The following is a 20,584-nucleotide window of genomic DNA, read 5'->3' on the forward strand; positions in this document are numbered from 1 at the left end:
CAAGACGGTTGGCGGCGCCATCTGTTCATCGCGGCGGGCACCCGGGGCCGCTGCGGCACGTTTCAGGAATGCCCGTCGCCATCGTCCGTGCGGCGCGGCACCCTGCCGGCCAGCCGCCACAGCTGCGCGGCCTCCTCATGGCGCTGGCGATGCAGGGGGTCCGCCTGCAGCCACGCGGCCAGTTCGGCGCGCGCGGCCTCGTCGAACGTCTCGCGGTCGAATTCGCGCTGGACCCAGGTCCAGGCCGCGTCCCATACGGGATCTTCATCGGGGGAAGCAGTCATGCGCCGAGCCTAGCGCATCCCGACAGTAGCGCCGCCGCGCGGGCCGCCTGCACCCCGCTGCGGCCGCCCGTCAGGCCGCCCCGTCAGCCCGCTTTGGGCGCCGGACCAGGGTCACTGCCCCGCCATCATGTGGACGCGGCAGCGCGCCACGGCCTTCGCCGCTTCCGCGATCAGGCCGTTCACCAGCCCCAGCGCGCAGCCCAGGCGTTCGGCGATCTGGCGCTGCGTGAGGCCCTCGATGCGGTAGAGCTCGAACACCATGCGCGTGCGCGGCGGCAGTTGCGAGAGCACCTCGTCGATCGCATGGATCACCTGCTGTTCGCACATATGGCGGTCGGGGGAGCGGTGGCACGGCACGTCGATAGCCTCCACGTCCACGTCGAAGGTGCGGTAGCTCGCTTCCACGCGGTGCCTGCGGCAATAGTCCAGCGCCAGGTTGCGCACCACCTGGCAGCAGTAGCCGATGGGCCGCTCCGCCACGCGCCCGGGACCTTCCGCGAGCTTGAGGTAGGCATCCTGCACCACGTCGTCCGCCAGGTCCTCGGTATTGACGATCTGCCGGGCCACGCGCCAGAGCTGCGCACGGTGCGCCACGAAAACATCGGCCAGGGAGGGTTCTGACAACGGCATGAAGGACATAGACATCGCTTTCCTGGAATGGGCGGCGGTGGTTCCGACGCGCGGAAAGCGATGATACAAACAAAACAAGTAATGCGAATTATTTGTATTTATGAAGTTGCGGCAGTGCGGTAAAAATTGTTTCGATCACCGCACGGTCCGGGCACGGGAAAGACCACCGCCGTGCCCCGCCCGGCCGCAGGTGCGTATATTGGGGAACCCGGCAGTACCGCCGCTGCTCCATCGCGTGGGCCCGCCGCCCGGGCCTTTCCCTCCATCCGCCAGGCACCCGCATGAGCACCAAGACCAGGACACCCCGCCCGCCCGCCGCTCCTTCCCGCCCCCTGCCGGGCGTCCGCATGCCCGCGGCCGGCGTGGACATGGAGTCCGCAGACCGGGCCCTCGTCCTCCAGGGCGGCGGCGCGCTGGGCTCCTACCAGGCAGGCGTGTACGAGGCATTGTTCGATGCGCATCCGGCCCTCGACTGGGTCGCGGGCGTCTCGATCGGCGCCATCAACGCGGCGCTCATCGCCGGCAACGCGCCGGAGCGCCGCGTCGCGCGCCTGCAGGAGTTCTGGAACCTCGTGTCCTCGGGCTTCGGGCAGCAGGTGCCGCAGTACCTGGGCGACCGCGCCCTGCTCAACCAGTGGAGCGCCGCCACCGGGGCGCTGTTCGGCATCCCCGGCTTCTTCCAGCCGCGCCTGGACCCGGCCCTGCTGCTGGGCGCCTCCGCCCCCGTGACCAGCTACTACGACACCAGCCCCCTCAAGGGCACGCTGGAGCGGCTGGTGGATTTCGACCGCATCAACCATGGCGAGGTGCGGCTCAGCGTGGGCGCCGTCAACGTGCGTACCGGCAACTCGGTGTATTTCGACAGCACCGAGCAGGCGATCGGCCCGGAGCACATCATGGCCAGCGGCGCCCTGCCTCCGGGGTTCCCGGCGGTGCACATCGACGGCGAAGACTACTGGGACGGCGGCGTGGTCTCCAACACCCCGCTGCAGTACGTGCTCGACGTGCATCCGCGCACGCGCCCGCTGGTGGTGCTGCAGGTGGACCTGTTCAGCGCCCGCGGCGCCCTGCCGGCCACACTCTCGGAAGTGGCGCAGCGGCAGAAGGACATCATGTACTCCAGCCGCACGCGCATGAACACCGATGCGCTGTCGGCCAACGTCAACCTGCAGCAGGCCCTGGCCGACTTGATCGACAAGCTGCCGCCCGCGCTGCAGGGCGACCCGAGCGTGGAAACCCTGCGCGCGCAGTTCACGCACGCGCCCATCGACATCGTCCACCTGATCTACCGCGGCCGGCCCTACGAGCGCGACTCCAAGGACTACGAGTTCTCGCGCGCCACGGTGCGCGAACACTGGCAGGCCGGCATGCGCGACATGCAGGCCACGCTCGCGCACCCGGAGTGGCTGCGCAGCGAGGCCCGCAACGGCGTGACCACCTTCGACCTGAGCGAGCCCGGCGCCACGCGGGTGCGCCACCCGGTGGGCGAGCCCGGCGGCCTGTAGGACGCGGCCCCGTCACGCCACCGTTTAAGCCGTTTCTAAGCGGCCCTGGCAAGACTGGCAGCGAAGATCCCTCCTGCCTTTCCCCCCTTCCATCCGAAAGTGCCCGCATGAAGATCGAAGACGTCCGCCAGCAGGCTTTCGCCATGCCCCTGACCAGCCCCGCCTTTCCCCCGGGGCCCTACCGCTTCATGCGGCGCGAGTTCATGGTCATCACCTACCGCACCGACCTGGACGCGCTGCGCGCCGTGGTGCCCGAGCCGCTCGAAGTGACCGAGCCGCTCGTGAAGTACGAATTCATCCGCATGCCCGACTCCACCGGCTTCGGCGACTACACCGAGTCGGGCCAGGTGATCCCCGTGCAGCTGCGCACCGCGCGTGGCGTGGAACAGGGCGCCTACGTGCATGCGATGTACCTCGACGACCACCCTCCCATCGCGGGTGGGCGCGAGCTGTGGGGCTTTCCCAAGAAGCTCGCCAACCCGGCCTTCAGCTACGAGACCGACGTGATCGTCGGCACGCTCGACTACGGCCGCGTGCGCGTGGCCAGCGCCACCATGGGCTTCAAGCACCGGCAGCTGGACCCCGGTCCCGTGCTCGCCGGCATCGCGCAGCCGAACTTCCTGCTCAAGATCATTCCCCATGTCGATGGCACGCCGCGCATCTGCGAGCTGGTGCGCTACCACATGGTCGATGTGACCCTGCACGGCGCCTGGACGGCCCCGGCCTCGCTGGAATTGCATCCGCATGCGCTGGCGCCCGTGGCCGACCTGCCGGTGCGCAAGGTGGAATCCGCCGTGCACTACATCGCCGACATGACGCTGGCCCTGGGCACCGTGGAGCATGACTACCTCGCCTGACCGGTCCGCCACCCCTCCCCGCTTCTTTCCATCCCATTCGTCAACCCCGAGGACAATCCCATGCAACTCAAGGACAAGGTCGCTTTCATCACCGGCTCGGCCAGCGGCATCGGCAAGGAAATCGCCACCCTCTTCGCGAAGGAAGGCGCGAAGGTCGTCATCGCCGACCTGAACAAGGACGCCGCCACCGCCACGGCGGACGAGCTCAAGGCCACCGGCGCCCAGGCCCTGGGCGTGGCCGTCGATGTGACGGACGAGGCCCAGGTGGACGCCGCCGTCGAGGAGGCCGCCAGGGCCTTCGGCGGCATCGACATCCTGGTGAGCAACGCCGGCATCCAGATCGTGCAACCGGTGGAGGAATTCAGCTTCGCCGACTGGAAGAAGATGCTCGCCATCCACCTGGACGGCGCCTTCCTCACCACGCGCGCCTGCTTGAAGCACATGTACGCCCAGGGCCGCGGCGGCAGCGTGATCTACATGGGCTCGGTGCACTCCAAGGAAGCCTCCAAGCTCAAGGCCCCCTACGTGACGGCCAAGCACGGCCTGATCGGCCTGTGCAAGACGGTCGCCAAGGAGGGCGCCGCCAAGGGCGTGCGCGCCAACGTGATCTGCCCCGGCTTCGTGCGCACGCCCCTGGTGGAAAAGCAGATCCCCGAGCAGGCCAGGACCCTGGGCATCACCGAAGAGGAAGTGGTGAAGAACGTCATGCTCAAGGAAACGGTGGACGGCGAATTCACCACCACCGACGACGTGGCGCGCGCCGCCCTGCTGTTCGCCGCCTTCCCCACGAATGCGCTCACCGGCCAGTCGCTGGTGGTGAGCCACGGCTGGTTCATGCAGTGACGGCTGCGGGGCGCGCGGGCGTGCGGCGCGGTGGCTAGAAGGTATGCCGGATGCCGATGTCGGTGCCGCGCCATGCCGCGCTCGCCACGCCCGGCACCCCGCCCCCGCTCAGCGCCGCGCCGCCGGCATTGCCGATGCGCGAGAACGTCGTGTACACCGCCGTGCGCCTGGAGAGGTTGTAGACGTAGCCGATCGCCAGCTGGGTCGCCTTGCGCTCCACCGCGGCGTTGTCCCCGATGCGGCTGTACGACACCGGGATGTAGCCCGGCCCCGCCGGAAATTGCGCGCCCACCAGGAAGCCCGATGAGCGGCTGGGCGCGGCCACGCCGTCCTTGCGGTCCTGGAAGAGCTGCAGCATCGGCCTGGCGACCTTGAAATCGTAGGCCAGGCCCGCGTTGGTCGTGGACACGTCGCCCGAAGCCAGCGACGTCCGGCCGTGGGCGATGGCGACATTCAGGGGACCGGCCGCGTAGCCCACGCGCAGGCCGGCGTAGTTGCCGTCCTTGCTCGTGCCGTTGGGGGCGCCTGAGCCGTTCTCCCCCATGGCATACATCAACTGCCCGTAGAAACCGCTCATGGAGGGAAGGAAGTAGCCGACCGAGTTGGAGGCGCGCAGCGCCGTCTGCACCGTGGACACCTTCGACAGGCTGCCCTGGATGATGTTGGCCGCCGACCCCGCGCCCGCCGTGCCGAAAGGATCGAACAACGTGAGGTTCCAGTAGGTCGGCGTGAAGTCGCGGCCGAGCCGCATTTCACCCCACCGGGTACTGCTCAGGCTGACGGTGGAGCGGCGGTTGAACGCCAGTCCGGAGGATGCGGCGGCCGTCTGGTTGTTGGCCGACGTGACGCCCCCCGTGCCCGTGTCGACATTCAGCCCCATGTCGAGCACGAAGCCCGCGGACAGCCCGCCGCCGAGGTCCTCCACGCCCCGGAATCCGAGGCGGCTGATCTGGTTGCCACCGCTGCCGTTGAGGCGGTTCACCGAAGCGCCGCCCTGGCTGGCGTGCTGGACGGTCGCATCGATGACCCCGAACACGGTCAGCGATGATTGCGCGAAGGCCGGCAGGCCCGCAATGGCCGTGGCCGACAGGGCGGCGGCGCTCAGCAAAGTCTTTGCATGCATGGGTTGTCCTCGTTACGGGGTGCTCTCACTCCGGCTTGAAGCCGGCGTTGCGCAGCAGCTCGGCGCCCTGCGTCACTTCGTGCGCGATGTACTGCCGGAACTGCTCGGGCGATTCGTTCACCGGCTCGATGCCCAGGTTGGCGAACGCACCCGAGCGGGCCAGTTCGGACACCGCTGCACTGGCGGCCTTGTTGAGCACCGCGATGCGGTCGGCCGGCGTGCCGCGGGGCGCCCAGAGGCCGTACCAGGAAGCGTAGGAAAACTGCGGCATGCCGCTTTCGGCGAAGGTCGGCACCTGCGGCAGCAGGGGGCTGCGCGTCTTCGCGGTGATGGCGATCGGCTTGACGTTGCCCGACTTGGCCATGGGCAGCAGCGACACCATCGAGTCGAGCAGCAGTTGCACCTGGCCGCCCGCCACATCGATCAGTGCCGGCTGGGTGCCCTTGTAGGGAACGTAGGTGAAGGACACCTTCCCCTCCTTGGCGAGCAGCAGGGTCGCGAGGTGGCTGGGCGCACCGAACGCAGGCAGCGCGGCGGTCCAGGCTTCGGGCTTCGCGCCGGCCGACCGGAGCACCTCGGAGAGCTTCTTTTCCGGCTGCTGCGGCGAGATGATCAGCATCAGCGGCGCTTCGCCGATGCGCGCCACGGGCGAGAAATCGGCCTGCGGGTCGTAGGGCGGATTCTTCATCACCTGCCGCGTATGCACCTGGGTCGCTGCGGAAAAGAGCAGCGTGTAGCCATCCGCCGGCGCGGCCTGCACGAAACGGCCTCCCACGGTACCGCTCGCGCCGGCCTTGTTCTCCACGATGACGTTGGTGCCCAGCTGCTTGCGCATCTGCTCGGCCAGCAGGCGTGCCGCGCTGTCCACCCCGCCGCCCGCCGCGAACGGGACGATGATCCGGACCACGCGGTCGCTCTCGGGAAAGTGGGCAGCAGCGGCCTGTGCCATCGCACCGGACGCGGCGCATGCCGCCGCGAGAGCCGTGAAGGCCCGCAGCCATTGGCGTTTGTTCATGCTTGTCTCCTTGAAATTTCTTGTGAAGCCGAAAGGAACCGGGTCGGTGCCGCGCTCACGAGGGCGGGCGCCGCGCGTGCCTGCGCACGAGGATGTCCAGGGTGTCCGACAACGCATCGCCGTCCACCCCGCGGGTGATGAAGACCAGGCGCGTGCGGGTGTCGCCCGACGGCCAGGCAGGCAGCCGCTCGGGCGGAGGGAACAGGTGCTGCACGCCGTGGACCAGCAGCGGGCGCCGCGGGTCGTCCGTGGTGTGCACCAGCCCCTTGACACGCAGCAGGTCCGCCCCGCGCGAAGCCACGACCATGTCGAGCCAGTCCGCGAACGCCTCCAGCGGCAGCGGCACGTCGCGCACCAGCACGAAGGAAGCGATGCCGCCGGCATGGACCGGCTCCGCAGCCCCGGCCAGGGCCGTGGCGCGCGATGGCGGCGGCCGGTACGCCAGGTCCTGGCCCGCCTCGCGGCCCGCAGGCGCCGGCCGGCGCATCAGCGCCAGCAGCGCGCCCATCTGCGCGGCAGGCCCCTGCACGACGGACGCATCGGGATTGATACGCTCCAGCGCCCGCAGGATGGCGCCCGTGCCGTTCCCCTCCTGCGGCAGCAGGTCGGTCTTGGTCAGCACCAGCAGGTCGGCCACGGCCGCCTGCTGCGCGGCTTCCGCGTGCGCGGCCAGGGTGCGCAGGCCCAGCACCGCATCGACCGTGCAGGCCACGCCGCGCAGCGCGAAGTGGCGCGAGACCGCCGGGTCGCCCATCAACACCCGCAGGATGGGCGCGGGGTCGGCCAGGCCGCTGGTCTCGATCAGCACCTGGCGCAAGGGCGGCCCGGGGCGCTGCGCGAGCGCGCACAGTGCCTCCACCAGGTCGCCGCGCACGGCGCAACACAGGCAGCCGTTGGCCAGCAGCACGGTGTCTTCGGTGGTGTGGGTGATCAGGTCGTGGTCGATGCCGACCTCGCCGAACTCGTTGACGATGACGGCCGTGCCCTCCAGCTCCGGCTGGGACAGCAGGCGGTTGAGCAGCGTGGTCTTGCCGCTGCCCAGGAAGCCGGTCAGCACCGTGACGGGAATGCGCTCGCCGCCGGGCTGCTCCGCCGACAGCAAGGCCGAGAAATGGCCCGCCATGTCAGGACTCCGCCTGCGAGCCGTGCAGGCTCGCGAACGAGCGCAGGCTGCGCTCCAGCCGCGCCAGGATCCATTCCGCGCCGCCGGGCCCGATCGCGCCCTCGCCCAGCCGCTGCAGCAGCAGGCGCACCGGCTCGGGCCGGGACGCGGCCGGCCCCCAGTCCTCGAAGAACGCGGCCACCGCCGGCTCGCCCGAGCGCAGGCCGGCGTCCTGCAGGTAGTCGAAGATGTCCAGCTCGAAGTCTTCGAGCCGCAGGCTGATGCCGCCCGTGCCGCAGCCGCATGCGCCGCCCAGCGCGACGTGGCGCATCGCCAGGTCGCTCCAGAGGCGCAGCAGCGCGTCGGTGCGCTGCGCGATGCAGTCGCTGGCTTCGGCCACGGTCACTGGCCGTCCCAGGCGGCGGTTGGGGTGGCGGCGGTGCCGGCGGCCGGGCTGCGCGGCGCGGCGCGCAGGCGCTGCGTGGCTTCCGCGTCGGCGCGGCCCTGCGCATCGAGCACCACGCGGTACACCTCGCGGGCCACTTCGGCGCTCACATAGCCTTCGCGCACGTCTTCGGCCACCTTGTCGATCTCGCGGTCCAGCGGGTCGCCGAAGCCCCCGCCGCCGCCCGACAGCATCTTGTAGGCGTCGCCGCGCTCCAGCCGCACGTTGAAGATCTTGGCGTTGGCATGGTCGGTCTTCCATTCGCCCTTGTGGCGCACGGCCAGGCCGTTGCCCATCGCGTCGCCGCCGCCTTCCAGGCCCCAGGGCTTGCAGTGGACGCGGTCGATGCGGGTGGTCACGGTGAAGGGCGAGAGCGCCTGCACCACCATCTCCGCGCCCAGCCCGCCGCGGTACCGGCCGGCGCCGGCGGAATCCTTGCGGATCTCGTACTTCTCGACCAGCACCGGGTACTTGGCTTCCAGTTGCTCGGTGGGGCTGTTGTGGGTGTCGCCGTCGTTGATGCAGACGGTGACGGAAACGCCGTCCTCGCGGCTCTTGGCGCCCCAGCCGCCGCCCAGCGGGCCGATGCCGACGATGAAGAGGCGCCCGTCCTCCGGCGAGATGCCGTGGATGTTGGGGAACACCAAGTCGGCATGGTGGCCGGCGATGGAGCGGTCGGGAATGGCCGGCGCCAGCGCCTTGAAGATGGTGTCGATCACCGTCATCGGGAAGGTCATCCAGACCCGCATCGGGTAAGGCCGCTCGGCGCTGACCACCGTGCCCATGGGCATCACCACCTTGAGCGGGCGGAAGCTGCCATCGTTGACCGGATAGTCGGTGGGCGTGGTCAGGCACTTGTAGGCCACCTGCGCGCAAGCGATGCCGGTGGTGAAGCCCGAGTTGTAGAAGCCGCGCACCTGTTTGGAGACGTCCGACAGGTCCACCGTCATCTCGTCGCCCTGCACCGTCACCTTGACGCGGATGGGGATGCGCTTGCCGATCTCCAGGCCGTCGTCGTCCATGAAGGATTCGGCCTCGTAGACGCCGTCGGGGATGGACAGCGTGTTCTTGCGCGCCACCGCCTCGGACGAATCCATGATCTGGCGGATGGCGCCGTTGACCGCGTCGGCGCCGTAGCGCTGCAGCAGCTCCACGTAGCGCCGCTCGCCGGTGGTGATGGCGGTGATCTGCGCGCGCAGGTCGCCCAGTGCCCGCTCGGCCAGCCGCACGTTCATGGCGATGATGTCGATCAGGTCCTGGTTGACCACGCCCTCGCGCTGGTACTTGACGATGGGGATCTGGATGCCTTCGCTGAAGATGTCGGTGGTGACGTTGCCCAGCGTGCCACCCACGTCCAGCCAGTGCGCCATGCAGCAGGTGAAGCCTTCGAGCCGGCCTTCGTGGAACACCGGCATGGTGAAGGTGAAGTGGTTCAGGTGGCTGCCCGTGGTGTAGGCGTCGTTGGTGACCAGAATGTCGCCGGGCAGGATGTTCTCGTAGCCGAAGTGGCGGATCTTGGCCTTCACGGTTTCCGACATGCCGCGGATGAACATCGGCAGGCCCAGGCCGATCGAGACCGTGTCTCCTTCCTTGGTGAAAAGGCCGACGGTGAAATCCAGCGCCTCGTAGATGATGAGGTTGTAGGCCGTGCGGGTCAGGTTGGTCTTCATCTCCTCCGTCACGGCGTAGAGGCCGTTGCGGATGATCTCGACGGTGACCGGATCGACGGCGGCGCCGGTGCCGGCGGCCGCTGCGGGGGTGGTGTAGGTGCTCATGTGCGGTCGCTTCCGATGGCGATTTGCAGGTTGCCGAGTTCGTCCACGCGCAGCGCGTCGCCGGGCTGCACGACGGTGGTGGAGGCGTGCTCCTCGATGAGGGCGGGGCCGGAGATCGAATTGCCGGCGCGCAGCAGGTCGCGCTTGAAGACCGGCGTTTCGGCCCAGCCGCCCGCGCGGAAGTACACCGGCTTGACGGCGCGCAGCGCGTCCGCCTCGGGCTTGTCGCTGCCTTGCGCCACCTGGTGCTTCGGCGGCTTCTTCATGGTGCCCAGCACCGTGACGCGCAGGCTCACCAGGTCGGCCGGCTCCTTGGGCGCCGAGGTGCCGTAGCGCACCTTGTGCAGTTCGTCGAACTGGCGCTTGATCGCCGAGCGGTCGCGGCTTTCGAAGAAGGCCAGCGGCAGGTCCACGGTGACCGCATGCTCCTGGCCCACGTAGCGCATGTCGGCGGCGCGCTCGATCACCACGCCGTCGGCCTTCACGCCGGACTGCTCCAGCGCGGCGCGGCCCTCGTCTTCCATCTTTCTGTACGCCTCCTCGATCTCGTCGAAGGACACGTCATTGAGCTTGCGGAACACCGAGCGCACATAGTCGTAGCGCAGGTCGGAGAACAGCATGCCGTAGGCCGAGAAATAGCCCGGCGCATACGGAATCAGCACCTTGCGGATGCCGATCTCGCGCGCGATGGCCGAGGCGTGCAGCGGGCCCGCGCCGCCATAGACCACCATGGTGAAGCTGCCGGCGTCCAGGCCGCGCTCGGTGGTCACGGCCTTCACGGCATGCGACATCTGCGTCACCGCGATGCGCAGGATGCCGTCGGCCGCCTCGGTCGGATCCAGCCCCAGCGGCGTCGCGACGCGCTCGGCCATCTGGCGCTGGCAGCCCACCAGGTCGAGCTTCAATTCGCCGCCCAGGAAGTTGTCGGCATCGAGCCGGCCCAGCACCAGGTTGGCGTCGGTCACCGTCGGCTCCTGGCCGCCGCGGCCGTAGGCCACCGGGCCGGGGATGGAGCCCGCGCTCTGCGGGCCCACCCGCAGCGCGTTGCCGGTCTCGACGCGGGCGATGGAGCCGCCGCCGGTGCCGACCTCGTGGATGTCCATCATCGGGATCTGGATGGGCAGCGCGCGCTCGTAGCCGCCGATCAGGGCCGAGCCGGTCGTGAGCGGCCGGCCCTCGCTGATCACGCCGGCCTTGGCGGTGGTGCCACCCATGTCGAAGGCGATGGCATCGCCCATGCCCAGTTGCGCGCAGATCGCCTGCGCGCCGATCACGCCGGCCGCCGGGCCGGACTCCAGCATGCGCACGCAGCCGACGCGGGCATGCTCGATGGGGAACAGGCCACCGGTGGACTGGACCACGTAGAAGTCGCCGCCGAAGCCCTTGGCCGAGAGGTGCGTTTCCAGCTGGCCCAGGTACTGCGACACGCGCGGGCCCACGTAGGCGTTGGCCACGACGGTGGAGACGCGCTCGAATTCGCGGTATTCCTGGCTCAGCTCGTGCGACGCGGAGACGAAGGCCTGCGGCAGCTCTTCCTGCAGGATGGCCTTCACGCGCTGCTCATGGGCCGGGTTGCGGTAGGAATGCAGCAGCAGCACGGCCACGGCCTCGATGCCCTGGCCTTTCAATTCCTTCGCCAGTTCGCGCACCGCCGCCTCGTCCAGCGGCTTGTGCAGGCTGCCGTCGGCGCGCAGGCGCTCGGCCACCTCGAAGCGCAGCGAGCGCCTGACCAGCGGCTGGTGCTTGTTGAAGAACAGGTTGTAGGCGTCGGGCCGGTTCACGCGGCCGATCTCGTAGATGTCGCGGAAACCCTCGGTGATCAGCAGCGCGGTGTTGGCGCCGTTGCGCTCCAGCAGCGTGTTGATGGCGATGGTCGAGCCGTGCAGGAACAGGTTGCCGTCCTTCAGATCGATGTCCGCGCTGTCCAGCGTGGACTGGATGCCGTTGACCAGGGCGCCATGGGTGGACAGCGCCTTGCCGAACAGCAGCTGGCCCGTGGCCTCGTCGAACGCCGCCATGTCGGTGAAGGTGCCGCCGATGTCCACGGCGATGCGCAGCTTGCGCGCGTTGGGGGTGGTGGAATTGCTTGCCATCTGCTTGCCCGCGCCTCAGGCGTCCGTTCCGATGCGGTTGCGCAGAATGCCCAGGCCGGTGATCTCCACCTCGACCGTGTCGCCGTGCTTCATGTAGCGCGGCGGCTCGCGGCGGTCACCCACGCCGCCGGGCGTGCCGGTGGCGATCACGTCGCCGGGCGAGAGCGGCGTGAAGCGCGAGACGTATTCGACGATGGTCGGGATGTCGAAGATCAGGTCGCCCACGCTGGCGTGCTGCATCACCTCGCCGTTCAGCCGCGTTTCCAGCGTCAGGCGGGCCACGTCGGGCACCTCGTCGCGGGTCACCAGGCAGGGGCCGAAGGGCGCGGTGCCGGGGAAGTTCTTGCCCGGCGTGAACTGGTGCGTGTGGCGCTGCCAGTCGCGCACGCTGATGTCGTTGAAGCAGGCATAGCCGGCGATGTGCTCGAAGGCGTCGGCCTTGGGAATATGGCGCCCGCCCTGGCCGATCACGAAGGCCAGCTCGCCCTCCCAGTCGAAACGTTCGGAGAAGGATGGACGCAGCACCTCGTCGCCCTGCGCGGCCAGCGAATCGGTAAAGCGCAGGAAGAGCGACGGGTATTCGCTGTCGGCCCGCCTGGTCTCGGCCACGTGGGTCTTGTAGTTGAGGCCCACGCAGATGATCTTGCCGGGCTGGGGGATGACCGGCAGGGCGCGGGTGTCGGCCGCGCGGACGGCGCGTGCGCCCGATGCGGTGGCGTCGGCCAGCGCAGGCAGGGCCTGCGCCGCCAGCACGGAACGCAGGTCGGGATGGCGGCGCAGGAAGTCGTCGCCCGGCAACAGGAAGTCGTCGCCGCGCAGGACCCCGTAGGTGGCTTGGCCGGCGTGTTGGAAGGAGGCTATTTTCAAGGCGGTGTCCTCGGAAGGCTGGGAAGAAGGCGCCGCGCGGCCCATCCACGATGGCCGCCCGGCACAGGCCTGTGCAATGTAGGAATTCGCCATCTATCTGTGCAGATAAGATTCAGAGCTTTCAGAATTGCCAAAACGCAGATAACCGGGAAACCCCGCATGAACATCGAGAGCGTTCGCCTGCTCCTGGAAGTCGCCGACAGCGGCAGCATCAACAAGGTGGCGGCACGGCGCCAGACGGCGCAGTCCCACATCAGCCGGCAGGTGAGCGAATTCGAGAAGCAGCTCGGTACGGCACTGTTCGTGCGGACCGGGCGCGGCGTGGTGCCGACCGATGCGGGACGCAGCGCGCTTCCCCGGCTGCGGCGCTGGCTGCACGAAACCGAGGCACTGTCGGAAAGCCTGCGTACCGAAGCCGGTACGCTGAGCGGCGAAGTCCGCCTGGGCATCATTCCCTCGGCGGCGCACCACCTCATGCCCTGCGTGTTCCAGCGGCTGCGGCAGGAACACCCGGGCATCCGGCTCAACGTCGTCGAGGCCCAGGGCACCGAACTCAACGCCATGCTCGACAGCGGCTCCGTGGACATGGCCATCGTCTTCCGCTTCCAGCCGCCGCGGGGCAGCGAGGAAAAAGTCCTGGCCGTGGCCCACACCTTCCTCGTCTCCGCTCCCGGCGACCCCCTCACCGCCCTGCCCGGCATCGATTTCCGCCGCCTCCAGGGACTGCCGCTGGTGCTGCCCCGGCGGCCCAGCCAGTGGCGCACCGCGCTGGACGAAACCGCCCGCAGCCAGGGCTTCAAACTGGATGCCGTCGTCGAAGCGGACTCGCTGACGCTGCAGAAGGAGCTGGTGACCTCGACGACAGGGCTCTACACCGTGCTGGGCCCCTACTCCATCGCGCAGGAGCGCGCCAGCGGCCGGCTGCAGGCCAGCCGGCTGCTGGAGCCCGACCTCTCACGCCTGGTGACGCTGGCCTTCCCGCGCCAGGGCAAGTCGTCACCGGCATCCCGGTGCGTGGCGGACATGATCACGGATTGGTCCTGCCCGCACACGCCGTGCCACCATCCTTTCGAAGGCGGAGACACCTCCGCGGATCCACCGGACAGCGCGACCGGACGGAGCGCCCCCGCACCAGCCGCCCGGTAGGCCGTCCAGGGCGCTTTCGTCCAGTTCCGGCCGTCGTCCGACCGGTAGGTGCCGCCGCTCGCGCAGCACCCGCCAGCCCCCAGGGCCATGCGCCCCAGCGTGGCCGTCACGCCGCCCGCATCGGCGGCCAGCGACTGGCGCTCGCACCGCGTGAAAAAAGGATAGGGCTCGGGCGCCAGCACCCGCTCCCACGTGCGCCCGCCGCCCACTGCATCACGGACGCGGAACACCTCGCAGTCGTGCACCACCAGGTGCACCGGCTGCCCGGCCAGCAGGCCCTGGAACACTTCGCCCGGGCCGGCCTCCCGCAGCGCCGCTTCCACCTCGCCCGCAGGCCCGGGAGCCGGCCGCCCGCAACCCGCCAGCAGGCCGGCGGCCAGCAGGACGCCCATGCTGCGCGGCAGGTCCCACCGCATCACCCGGGCTCCAGCGGGCAGGCGAGCGCGATGCGTCCGGCCAGCACGGCCCGCAACTCCGTGAGCGCCGCGATGCGCGCATCGATCTCGGACAGCTTGTGCGCCAGCACCGCCGCCAGCGCGGGTGCCGGGTCCGGCGCGTCCCACAGCTGCGGCAGGCGCTCGCCGATCTCCGCCAGCGTGAAACCGAGTTGCTGCGCGGTGCGGATGTACTGCACCAGCATCACCGCCTCCGGCGGATAGTCCCGGTAGCCGTTGTCCTGGCGGCGGGCCCGGATGAGCCCCCGCTGCTCGTAGAAGCGCAGTGCCTCCCGGCTGAGGCCCGACAGTTCGGCCAGTTCTCCGATGCGCATGCGTGCAGCCGCCCCGCAGCGGGTGCGGAATAAAAAAAGTGGTTGACCCTGAAGCTTACTTCAGGGTGGAAGCTCGCGCCCTCTTCCACCACCCGCGAATCGCGAATGCACCGATGACTCCCTCTTCCTATCTCCGGATCGTGCGCGCCAGCGCCTGGTACGACCTGCTGGTCACCTGGCCCTTCGCCCTGCCCTGGACCTTCGCCTGGCTGTACGCGCAGTTGGCCGCCCTGGCGCTGCACTGGCAACTGCCCGGCACCGTCCACCCGCTGGACGCCACGCACATGCTGCTGGCCAACCTGCTGGGCTCGGTCGTGGTCGCGTGGTCCCTGGCGAGGCTGCTGTCGCCCTCCATCCTGCTGGGCCGCCTCGACGCCCTCGCCCGGCTGCTGTTCGCCGCGGCGCAGATCCATGCCGTGGTGCAGGGCGCCAGCGCGATCGTGCTGGGGTTCACGGTGTTCGAACTGGTCTTCGGCGCGCTGCAATGCCTGCCCGCCACCCGGCAGGGCCGCGCGGAATCCTCGGGTTTTACAACTGCTTTCCCGCATTGAAGACAATAGCGGTCACACGGCCCGGCGCCAGCCCGGCCCACCCGCTGCCCGTCGCGCCCCATGGCGCCACCACAGACCCATGACCGAACCCCAAGAACTCCCCTTCCTCTCCCGCCTCTCCCTGGCCATCGGCAGCTTCTTCGCCCTGCTGGGCGATGGCCGCCTGGCCGCGCGCGTGCAGGCGCTGCGCAGCGGCGCGCCCCTGGCCAGCGAAGTGCCGCCGCCCGCTCCCGCACCTGCGCCCGTGCAGGCACCGCCGCCCCCGCCGCCCGCCCCGGTGCCGGCCCCCGCGCCCGTGCGTGCCACGGCCGATGTCGATGCCGCCCTGCAGCTGCTCGCCCTGCTGCAGCGCGAATCGCGCTTCGTCGATTTCCTGCAGGAAGACATCGGCGCCTATTCCGATGCCGACGTGGGCGGCGCCGCGCGCCTGCTGCACGGCGGCGCCCGCAAGGTGCTGCAGGACACCTTCGATCTCGAACCCGTGCGCACCGAAGCCGAAGGCAGCCGCCTGACGCTGCCCGCCGGCTTCGACGCCGCCGCCGTGCGCGTCACCGGCAACGTGGTCGGCCAGCCACCCTTCACCGGCACGCTGCAGCACAAGGGCTGGCGCGCCACCGCCGTGCGCCTGCCCGCCCTCACCGAAGGGCACGACACCCGCGTGATCGCCCCCGCGGAGGTCGAACTGTGAGCGGCGCGAAATACGCCATCGGCATCGACCTCGGCACCACGCACAGCGCGCTCTCCTGGGTCGATCTGCACAGCGAAAGCGCGGCGCCCGAGATCCTGCCCGTCGCACAGCAAAGCGGCCCCGGCGCCGTGCAGGACTTCTCCCTGCTGCCCTCCTTCCTCTACGTGCCGCACGACAGCGAATTCGCGCCCGGCGACCTGGCCCTGCCCTGGAACGCTTCGCCCGGCCGCATCACCGGAGAATGGGCGCGCAGCCACGGCGCGCTCACCCCCATCCGCCTCGTCTCCAGCGCCAAGAGCTGGCTCGGCCATGCCGGGGTCGATCGCCGCGCCGGCATCCTGCCGGCCGACGCGCCGCCCGAGGTCGAACGCATCTCGCCGCTGGCCGCCAGCACCCACTACCTGCAGCACCTGCGCGACGCCTGGAACCACCGCCACCCCGAGGCGCCGTTCGACCAGCAGTCCGTCACCGTCACCATTCCCGCATCGTTCGACCCGGCCGCACGCGAACTCACGGCCGAGGCCGCCCAGGCCGCCGGCTACCAGGGCATCACGCTGCTGGAGGAACCCCAGGCCGCGCTCTACAGCTGGATCGCCGGCAGCGCGGGCGACTGGCGCAAGCAGGTGCAGGTGGGCGACGTGATCCTCGTCGTCGACGTGGGCGGCGGCACCAGCGACTTCTCGCTCATCGCCGTCACCGAAGACGCCGGCAACCTGCAGCTCAACCGCGTGGCCGTGGGCGAGCACATCCTGCTCGGCGGCGACAACATGGACCTGGCCCTGGCCCACGGCGTCGCGCGCGGCCTGGCCGCCGAAGGCAAACAGCTCGACCCCTGGCAGATGCGCGCGCTCACCTACGCCTGCCGCCTGGCCAAGGAACAACTGCTGAGCGACCCCGGCCTGCAGAGCGTGCCCCTGGTCGTGCCCAGCCGCGGCTCCAGGCTCATAGGCGGCTCCATCCGCACCGAGCTGCAGCGCGAGCTGCTCTCCACCATCCTGCTCGAAGGCTTCTTCCCGGCCGTCGAGAGCAGCGCCCGGCCCATCACCCGCCCGCGCGCCGGCCTCACGCAGATCGGCCTGCCCTACGCGCAGGATGCCGCCGTCACCCGCCACCTCGCCGCGCTGCTGGGCCGCCAGGTCGGCGCCACCGCGCAGCTGCCGGGCTTCGCCCAGCCCGAGGGCGCCACCTTCCTGCACCCCACCGCCGTGCTGTTCAACGGCGGCGTGTTCAAGTCCGAACTGCTGGCCGATCGGGTGCTCTCCACGCTCAACGCCTGGCTCGCCGCCGACGGCGCGCCCGCCGCCCGCCTGCTGCAGGGCGCCGACATGGACCACGCCGTCGCGCGCGGCGCCGCCTACTACGGCCAGGTGCGCCAGGGCCGCGGCATCCGCATCCGCGGCGGCACGGCCCAGGCCTACTACGTCGGCATCGAATCCAGCATGCCCGCCGTGCCCGGCCTGGAGCCGCCCGTGCAGGCCCTGTGCGTCGCGCCCTTCGGCATGGAGGAAGGCTCCGAGGCGCCGCTGCCGCCGCAGCAACTGGGCCTCGTGGTCGGCGAATCCGTGCGCTTCCGCTTCTTCGGATCGTCCGTGCGGCGCGACGACCAGCCCGGCACCCTGCTGGATTTCTGGTCGCCCGAAGAACTGCAGGAACTCGCGCAGATCGAAGCCACGCTGCCCGCCGAAGGCCGCGCCGCGGGCGAGGTCGTGCCCGTGCAGCTGCGCGCGCGCGTGACCGACATCGGCACGCTGGAACTGCTGGCCGAGGCTTCGGGCGGCGCGCAGTGGAAGGTGGAGTTCGACGTCCGCGACGCGTGATGGCGCCCGCCTTCCGCATCGGTATCGACCTGGGCACGACCCACACCGTGCTCGCGTTCGCGCCCCTGGGCTCGGACGACATCCAGGTCTTTTCGATCCCCCAGAGCATCGCGGCCGGCGAGGTCGCGCCGCGGCCCCTGCTGCCCTCGCTGCGCTTCCATGCGGCCGAAGGCGCGCTCGCGGCGGCCGACCTGCCCCTGCCCTGGCCATCGCAAGAGCCCGCCATCCTCGGCGCCTTCGCGCGCGAACTCGGCCAGCAGACGCCCGGCCGGCTCGTGGCCAGCGCCAAGAGCTGGCTGTCGCACCCCGCCGTGGACCGCACCGCCGCCATCCTGCCCTGGGGCGCGCCCCATGAGGTGCCCAAGGTCTCCCCGCTGGAGGCCAGCGCCAGCTATCTGCGCCACCTGCGCCACGCCTGGGACCACGCCCACCCCGAGGCGCCGCTCGCGCAGCAGCCCACCGTGCTCACCGTGCCCGCCTCGTTCGACGAAGGCGCGCGCCAGCTCACCCTGCAGGCCGCCGCACTCGCCGGCCTCGGCCCCGTCCACCTCATCGAAGAACCGCAGGCCGCGTTCTACGACTGGGTCTTCGCCCACCGCGCCGATCTGGCCAATCCACTCGCCCACACGCGCCGCCTGCTCGTGGTCGATGTGGGCGGCGGCACCACCGACCTCACGCTGATCGACGTCAGGCTGGACGCCGCCGGCCAGCCGCAGCTCGCGCGCACCGGCGTGGGCGACCACCTCGTGCTCGGCGGCGACAACATGGACCTCGCGCTCGCGCGCTGGATCGAGCCGCGACTGTCGGGCGGGCCCACGGCCCAACCCGGCCAGCCAGGCCAGCCCGCGCATGCCCCGCTTTCGGCCATCCAGCTCGCGCAGCTCACCCAGCGCTGCCGCAGCGCCAAGGAGCGCCTGCTCGCCCCAGACGGCCCCGCGGAGACCACCGTCACGCTCCAAGGCAGCGGCAGCCGGCTGATCGGCGGCGCGCGCTCCGCCACCCTCACGCGCGCCGACGTGGACCGGCTGCTGGTCGAAGGCTTCTTCCCGCAGGTCGCGGCGGATGCACAGCCTGTGCGTGCCCGCGGCGCCCTCGTCGAATTCGGCCTGCCCTACGCCCACGACGCCGCCATCACCCGCCACATCGCCGCTTTCCTGCAGCGCCAGGGCGGCGCCCTGCCCGACACCGTGCTGCTCAACGGCGGCGTGTTCCACGCCCAGGCCCTGCGCGACCGCCTGCTCGCCACCCTGCGCGGCTGGCAGCCGGCCGGCGCCCCGCCCATCCGCCTGCTGGAGGTCGATGAACCCCGCCTCGACGCCGCCGTCGCGCGCGGCGCCGTCGCCTACGCCATGGCCCGCGCCGGCAGCGCGCCCCGCATCCGCAGCAGCGCAGCCCGTGCCTACTACCTTGCGCTGGACGACGGCCAGGGCGTCTGCGTGCTGCCGCACGGCACGCCCGAGGGCGACACCGTGCGGCTCGCGGACCGGCGCTTCCGCCTGCGTTTGGGCCGGCCCGTGCGCTTCAACCTGGCCACCAGCGCCACCGATCGCCACCACCGTGCCGGCGACCTCGTCCCCCTGCAGGACGGCGACGAAGGCCTGCAGCGCCTGCCCCCCATCGCCACCGTGCTGCCCAAAACGCAGGCGGGCGGTGCGACACAGGTCGAGGTACAGCTCGAAGCCCGCATCACCGACGTCGGCACGCTGGAAATGCACTGCGTGGCCGTGAACGCCCCGCGTCCCCAGCGCTGGCAACTCGAATTCCAGTTGCGCGGCGATGCGGTCACGCAGGATGCGCAGGCCGATGGCGATGCAGGTGCCGACGCAGACCTCCACGCGAATGCCGGCGCCAAGCTCCCTTCCGCCGCCTCCCACGCCAAGGCCACGGCCACCCACCCGCGCCTGCCCGAAGCCCTCGCCGCCATCGACCGCGTCTATGGCGGCAAGAAGCAGCAGGGCGTGGATGCGAAAGAGGTCCGCCAGTTGCGCGCCACCCTCGAGCGCCTGCTCGGCGACCGCGCCACCTGGCCCACGCAGCTATTGCGCACCCTCTTCGGCGCCCTGCTGCAGGGTGCCAAGCGCCGCCGCCGCTCCGCCCAGCACGAACGCACCTGGTTCAACCTCGTCGGCTTCACCCTGCGCCCCGGCTTCGGCGACCCGCTCGACGGCTGGCGCATGCAGCAGATGTGGGAACTGTTCGGCCCCGGCATCGCCCACAGCGACGACAGCCAGCAATGGTCCGAATGGTGGACCCTCTGGCGCCGCATCGCGGGCGGCCTGGACGCAGAACAGCAGCAGATGGTCTATGACGTCATCGCCTACTACCTGCAGCCCGCGGGCGGCACCGACATCCCCGCCCCCGAAGGCCCGCGCATGCAGGCGCCCGACGAACTGCTGCGCATGGCGGCCTCGTTCGAACGCATCCAGCCGGCCGACAAGACGCAGTTCGGCGGCTGGCTGCTGCAGCGGCTGAAACAACAACAGCGACAGCAGCAACCGCAACGCCCCACGGCCGAACTCTGGTGGGCCCTGGGCCGCCTGGGCGCGCGCCAGCCGCTGTACGCCAGCGTGCACCATGTGCTGCCCCCCGCCACCGTGCAGGGCTGGCTCGCGCAGATCGAGGCCGACATCGCGCCGGACTGGGCGCGCCACGAGGCCGCGGCCTTCGCCGTGGCCCAGATCGCGCAGGCCACGGGGGACCGGGCGCGGGATCTGCCGGAGGAGGTTCGCCTGCGGATCGCCGTACAACTGGAAGCCGCGCAGGCCGCGCCGGGCTGGGTGGCGATGGTGCGGGAGGTGACGGCGCTGGATGAGGCGGACCAGCGGCGGGTGTTTGGGGAGGCGTTGCCGCCGGGGCTGGTGTTGGTGCGGGGGTGATTTGCAACTGCAGCGGCGCCGCGCAAGTGCATCGCCACCTTGTTTCTCTGGTTGGGTCGAAAAAGCCTCGGCACCTTCGCGTTCGGAAAGACAGCTTTTCAGCGGTTGTCGCCCTGCAGTCGCTGGCGCCCGACAGCGGGTTTCGGCGCCAGGAACCGACATCACGAGCGGCAGCTTTGGAGAATGGTTAAATCTTGG

At 70.5% G+C, this 20,584-nt stretch carries 18 protein-coding genes; 8 read left to right on the top strand and 10 right to left on the bottom strand.

Annotated elements, in window-relative coordinates:
• Positions 1-62 precede the first annotated feature (62 nt).
• Both ACAV_RS18110 and ACAV_RS18115 read right to left on the bottom strand, forming a co-directional pair.
• The gene (locus ACAV_RS18110) at positions 63-284 is read right to left on the bottom strand and encodes a hypothetical protein (RefSeq protein ID WP_013596033.1); all 222 of its coding nucleotides are present in this window, start codon (positions 282-284) and stop codon (positions 63-65) included.
• Between the two features lie 111 nt (positions 285-395).
• On the bottom strand, positions 396-929 hold the full coding sequence (locus tag ACAV_RS18115) for a sigma-70 family RNA polymerase sigma factor (protein WP_013596034.1): 534 nt from the start codon (positions 927-929) through the stop codon (positions 396-398).
• Between the two features lie 266 nt (positions 930-1,195).
• On the opposite strand from ACAV_RS18115, the gene ACAV_RS18120 reads away from it, so the two are divergent.
• The 3 genes from ACAV_RS18120 (at position 1,196) to ACAV_RS18130 (ending at position 4,119) form a co-directional block, all read left to right on the top strand.
• Entirely contained in the window at positions 1,196-2,419 is a 1,224-nt protein-coding gene (locus tag ACAV_RS18120) for a DUF3734 domain-containing protein (RefSeq protein ID WP_013596035.1), read from the top strand.
• A 107-nt stretch (positions 2,420-2,526) separates the two neighbouring features.
• The gene (locus tag ACAV_RS18125; RefSeq protein WP_013596036.1) at positions 2,527-3,276 is read left to right on the top strand and encodes an acetoacetate decarboxylase; all 750 of its coding nucleotides are present in this window, start codon (positions 2,527-2,529) and stop codon (positions 3,274-3,276) included.
• A 60-nt stretch (positions 3,277-3,336) separates the two neighbouring features.
• Complete coding sequence (locus tag ACAV_RS18130) at positions 3,337-4,119, top strand: 3-hydroxybutyrate dehydrogenase (protein WP_013596037.1); 783 nt, start codon at positions 3,337-3,339, stop codon at positions 4,117-4,119.
• A 34-nt stretch (positions 4,120-4,153) separates the two neighbouring features.
• On the opposite strand, the gene ACAV_RS18135 is transcribed toward ACAV_RS18130, so the two are convergent.
• Genes ACAV_RS18135 through ACAV_RS18165 form a run of 7 tightly spaced genes read right to left on the bottom strand, consistent with a single transcriptional unit; the run spans position 4,154 to position 12,539 of the window.
• A complete protein-coding gene (locus ACAV_RS18135; RefSeq protein WP_013596038.1) occupies positions 4,154-5,242 on the bottom strand; it encodes a porin in 1,089 nt (362 codons plus the stop codon).
• A 25-nt stretch (positions 5,243-5,267) separates the two neighbouring features.
• Positions 5,268-6,257: a Bug family tripartite tricarboxylate transporter substrate binding protein gene (locus ACAV_RS18140; RefSeq protein WP_013596039.1), complete on the bottom strand. Its 990-nt coding sequence runs from the start codon at positions 6,255-6,257 to the stop codon at positions 5,268-5,270.
• Between the two features lie 55 nt (positions 6,258-6,312).
• Positions 6,313-7,380 (bottom strand): CobW family GTP-binding protein, encoded by a 1,068-nt coding sequence (locus ACAV_RS18145; RefSeq protein WP_013596040.1) that lies wholly within the window; start codon positions 7,378-7,380, stop codon positions 6,313-6,315.
• A 1-nt stretch (position 7,381) separates the two neighbouring features.
• Positions 7,382-7,765: a hypothetical protein gene (locus ACAV_RS18150; protein ID WP_013596041.1), complete on the bottom strand. Its 384-nt coding sequence runs from the start codon at positions 7,763-7,765 to the stop codon at positions 7,382-7,384.
• The gene (locus ACAV_RS18155) at positions 7,762-9,579 is read right to left on the bottom strand and encodes a hydantoinase B/oxoprolinase family protein (protein WP_013596042.1); all 1,818 of its coding nucleotides are present in this window, start codon (positions 9,577-9,579) and stop codon (positions 7,762-7,764) included. Before ACAV_RS18155 ends, ACAV_RS18150 begins: the two co-directional genes overlap by 4 nt.
• Positions 9,576-11,672, bottom strand: a complete 2,097-nt coding sequence (locus ACAV_RS18160) for a hydantoinase/oxoprolinase family protein (protein WP_013596043.1) — start codon at positions 11,670-11,672, stop codon at positions 9,576-9,578. Before ACAV_RS18160 ends, ACAV_RS18155 begins: the two co-directional genes overlap by 4 nt.
• Positions 11,673-11,687: 15 nt before the next feature.
• Positions 11,688-12,539: a fumarylacetoacetate hydrolase family protein gene (locus ACAV_RS18165; RefSeq protein ID WP_041829321.1), complete on the bottom strand. Its 852-nt coding sequence runs from the start codon at positions 12,537-12,539 to the stop codon at positions 11,688-11,690.
• A gap of 159 nt (positions 12,540-12,698) precedes the next feature.
• On the opposite strand from ACAV_RS18165, the gene ACAV_RS18170 reads away from it, so the two are divergent.
• Positions 12,699-13,685, top strand: a complete 987-nt coding sequence (locus tag ACAV_RS18170) for a LysR family transcriptional regulator (RefSeq protein WP_013596045.1) — start codon at positions 12,699-12,701, stop codon at positions 13,683-13,685.
• A 415-nt stretch (positions 13,686-14,100) separates the two neighbouring features.
• Here the strand turns inward: ACAV_RS18170 and ACAV_RS18175 are convergent, their stop codons facing one another.
• The gene (locus ACAV_RS18175; protein WP_013596046.1) at positions 14,101-14,454 is read right to left on the bottom strand and encodes a MerR family transcriptional regulator; all 354 of its coding nucleotides are present in this window, start codon (positions 14,452-14,454) and stop codon (positions 14,101-14,103) included.
• Between the two features lie 113 nt (positions 14,455-14,567).
• Here ACAV_RS18175 and ACAV_RS18180 point away from each other — a divergent pair, with 113 nt between their 5' ends.
• The 4 genes from ACAV_RS18180 (at position 14,568) to ACAV_RS18195 (ending at position 20,386) form a co-directional block, all read left to right on the top strand.
• A complete protein-coding gene (locus ACAV_RS18180) occupies positions 14,568-15,005 on the top strand; it encodes a hypothetical protein (protein WP_013596047.1) in 438 nt (145 codons plus the stop codon).
• A gap of 79 nt (positions 15,006-15,084) precedes the next feature.
• Positions 15,085-15,693: a DUF2760 domain-containing protein gene (locus tag ACAV_RS18185; protein ID WP_013596048.1), complete on the top strand. Its 609-nt coding sequence runs from the start codon at positions 15,085-15,087 to the stop codon at positions 15,691-15,693.
• Complete coding sequence (locus ACAV_RS18190; protein ID WP_013596049.1) at positions 15,690-17,510, top strand: Hsp70 family protein; 1,821 nt, start codon at positions 15,690-15,692, stop codon at positions 17,508-17,510. The genes ACAV_RS18185 and ACAV_RS18190 overlap by 4 nt, the downstream gene beginning before the upstream one ends.
• A complete protein-coding gene (locus ACAV_RS18195) occupies positions 17,510-20,386 on the top strand; it encodes an Hsp70 family protein (protein WP_013596050.1) in 2,877 nt (958 codons plus the stop codon). Before ACAV_RS18190 ends, ACAV_RS18195 begins: the two co-directional genes overlap by 1 nt.
• Positions 20,387-20,584: the final 198 nt, after the last annotated feature.

Source organism: Paracidovorax avenae ATCC 19860 (assembly GCF_000176855.2).
In the GTDB taxonomy this organism is placed as follows: domain Bacteria; phylum Pseudomonadota; class Gammaproteobacteria; order Burkholderiales; family Burkholderiaceae_C; genus Paracidovorax; species Paracidovorax avenae.

Coding starts and splice junctions, on each gene's coding strand:
- ACAV_RS18145 (WP_013596040.1), bottom strand. CDS start 7,380: ATGGCGGGCCATTTCTCGGCCTTGCTGTCGGCGGAGCAGCCCGGCGGC.
- ACAV_RS18130 (WP_013596037.1), top strand. CDS start 3,337: ATGCAACTCAAGGACAAGGTCGCTTTCATCACCGGCTCGGCCAGCGGC.
- ACAV_RS18155 (WP_013596042.1), bottom strand. CDS start 9,579: ATGAGCACCTACACCACCCCCGCAGCGGCCGCCGGCACCGGCGCCGCC.
- ACAV_RS18170 (WP_013596045.1), top strand. CDS start 12,699: ATGAACATCGAGAGCGTTCGCCTGCTCCTGGAAGTCGCCGACAGCGGC.
- ACAV_RS18140 (WP_013596039.1), bottom strand. CDS start 6,257: ATGAACAAACGCCAATGGCTGCGGGCCTTCACGGCTCTCGCGGCGGCA.
- ACAV_RS18195 (WP_013596050.1), top strand. CDS start 17,510: ATGGCGCCCGCCTTCCGCATCGGTATCGACCTGGGCACGACCCACACC.
- ACAV_RS18180 (WP_013596047.1), top strand. CDS start 14,568: ATGACTCCCTCTTCCTATCTCCGGATCGTGCGCGCCAGCGCCTGGTAC.
- ACAV_RS18125 (WP_013596036.1), top strand. CDS start 2,527: ATGAAGATCGAAGACGTCCGCCAGCAGGCTTTCGCCATGCCCCTGACC.
- ACAV_RS18185 (WP_013596048.1), top strand. CDS start 15,085: ATGACCGAACCCCAAGAACTCCCCTTCCTCTCCCGCCTCTCCCTGGCC.
- ACAV_RS18115 (WP_013596034.1), bottom strand. CDS start 929: ATGTCTATGTCCTTCATGCCGTTGTCAGAACCCTCCCTGGCCGATGTT.
- ACAV_RS18135 (WP_013596038.1), bottom strand. CDS start 5,242: ATGCATGCAAAGACTTTGCTGAGCGCCGCCGCCCTGTCGGCCACGGCC.
- ACAV_RS18160 (WP_013596043.1), bottom strand. CDS start 11,672: ATGGCAAGCAATTCCACCACCCCCAACGCGCGCAAGCTGCGCATCGCC.
- ACAV_RS18110 (WP_013596033.1), bottom strand. CDS start 284: ATGACTGCTTCCCCCGATGAAGATCCCGTATGGGACGCGGCCTGGACC.
- ACAV_RS18175 (WP_013596046.1), bottom strand. CDS start 14,454: ATGCGCATCGGAGAACTGGCCGAACTGTCGGGCCTCAGCCGGGAGGCA.
- ACAV_RS18120 (WP_013596035.1), top strand. CDS start 1,196: ATGAGCACCAAGACCAGGACACCCCGCCCGCCCGCCGCTCCTTCCCGC.